The organism is Halorhodospira abdelmalekii, from assembly GCF_016583625.1.
In the GTDB taxonomy this organism is placed as follows: domain Bacteria; phylum Pseudomonadota; class Gammaproteobacteria; order Nitrococcales; family Halorhodospiraceae; genus Halorhodospira; species Halorhodospira abdelmalekii.
Window position 1 is genome coordinate 1 of record NZ_NRRN01000126.1, and the last position, 1,215, is coordinate 1,215.

The window sequence follows — 1,215 nt, forward strand, 5'->3', positions numbered from 1 at the left end:
TAGCAAATTGCGATCCCGACTTGCTGCGGTGGCTGCCCTATCAAGCGGTTGCGGATGAGCAGCAGGGACTCACCTTGAAAGGCCTGGATGCGAGGTCTTAATCCCTTCTCAAACAGGGCAGTCCTCAGACCAGATGAATTAGGCAGTCTTGGTCCTATTTATGGGTCTTAATCCCTTCTCAAACAGGGCAGTCCTCAGACCGCACTGAAGTGCGGATCAGGCGGGATATATCGTCTTAATCCCTTCTCAAACAGGGCAGTCCTCAGACTTGAATCCTTAGGTCTATTTATCCGCGATAGTAAGGTCTTAATCCCTTCTCAAACAGGGCAGTCCTCAGACCTATCACCATCTGCCAGATAACTAGCGATGAGTCTTAATCCCTTCTCAAACAGGGCAGTCCTCAGACGCCACTAGAGTCACGGGGATAAGCGACAAGTATAGTCTTAATCCCTTCTCAAACAGGGCAGTCCTCAGACTCGATCGACGTGCTTTGTTCTGGCCAGCGTTTGTCTTAATCCCTTCTCAAACAGGGCAGTCCTCAGACCCCTCGACGCCAGAAGCCTTTTACAATCAGGCCCTTGCAAAGGGGGTTGAGGGAATTTCGGGCATCCCAGAACTTAACATACAGCAGCATGTGGACTCGATTCTCATTTTCAAAGAGCGAAGCAGCCACCAGCTCAGTCTACTCGAAGATTAGCTGCTGATCTAGCTATAAATTCAAAGATCCCCGGCGGACTCGGGCCGACAACCGCCCCTAGATGCCTCGACGCTCTGCACGTACGTTGCGAACAGAGCCGTTGGCTCGACGTGTAGCGCCTTAGCCAGCTGGACAAAGGTGTACAGTCGGGGGCCACGGTCACATCGACAGACGTTGTAGAGGTGCTGGCGACTGATACCGGCGCGGCGGGCAAGCTCAGCCATCGAGAGCTGCCGAATGCGCGCTTGACGGCGGATGACGAGCTCAAACTGAGTCATCCGGATTGTCTCTGTCGTCGAGCAACGATCCGTAGCGGGTGCACTCTCTCGCTAGCGTAAGAGCGGCCCGCTTCAACCAACGGCGGTGCTGTTTAGCGTGTACCTCCCACCGAGAAAAGAAGGTATGGCGTGCCGCCTTGCGCAGCCGGAAGCCCTCTTCCGGGGAGCCGCTGAAATCGTCGGTGCTCAGCGCTCTGGTCGAGAACAGATGCCAGGTCAATCGCTCGACCCGCGCACGAG

At 55.1% G+C, this 1,215-nt stretch carries 1 protein-coding gene, 1 pseudogene and 1 CRISPR repeat array; the gene and the pseudogene both read right to left on the minus strand.

What is annotated here, in order from left to right:
* Positions 1-94: 94 nt before the first annotated feature.
* Positions 95-544: a CRISPR direct-repeat array (repeat unit 36 nt; unit sequence GTCTTAATCCCTTCTCAAACAGGGCAGTCCTCAGAC).
* 173 nt (positions 545-717) lie between these two features.
* Positions 718-975: a helix-turn-helix transcriptional regulator gene (locus CKO15_RS13750; protein WP_200197354.1), complete on the minus strand. Its 258-nt coding sequence runs from the start codon at positions 973-975 to the stop codon at positions 718-720.
* Positions 962-1,215, minus strand: a pseudogene (locus tag CKO15_RS13980) (hypothetical protein); the annotation flags it as partial. The gene CKO15_RS13750 and the pseudogene CKO15_RS13980, both read right to left, overlap by 14 nt.

Bases quoted from the DNA above. Each gene is read 5' to 3' on its own strand.
- CKO15_RS13750 (WP_200197354.1), bottom strand. From the start codon at position 975: ATGACTCAGTTTGAGCTCGTCATCCGCCGTCAAGCGCGCATTCGGCAG.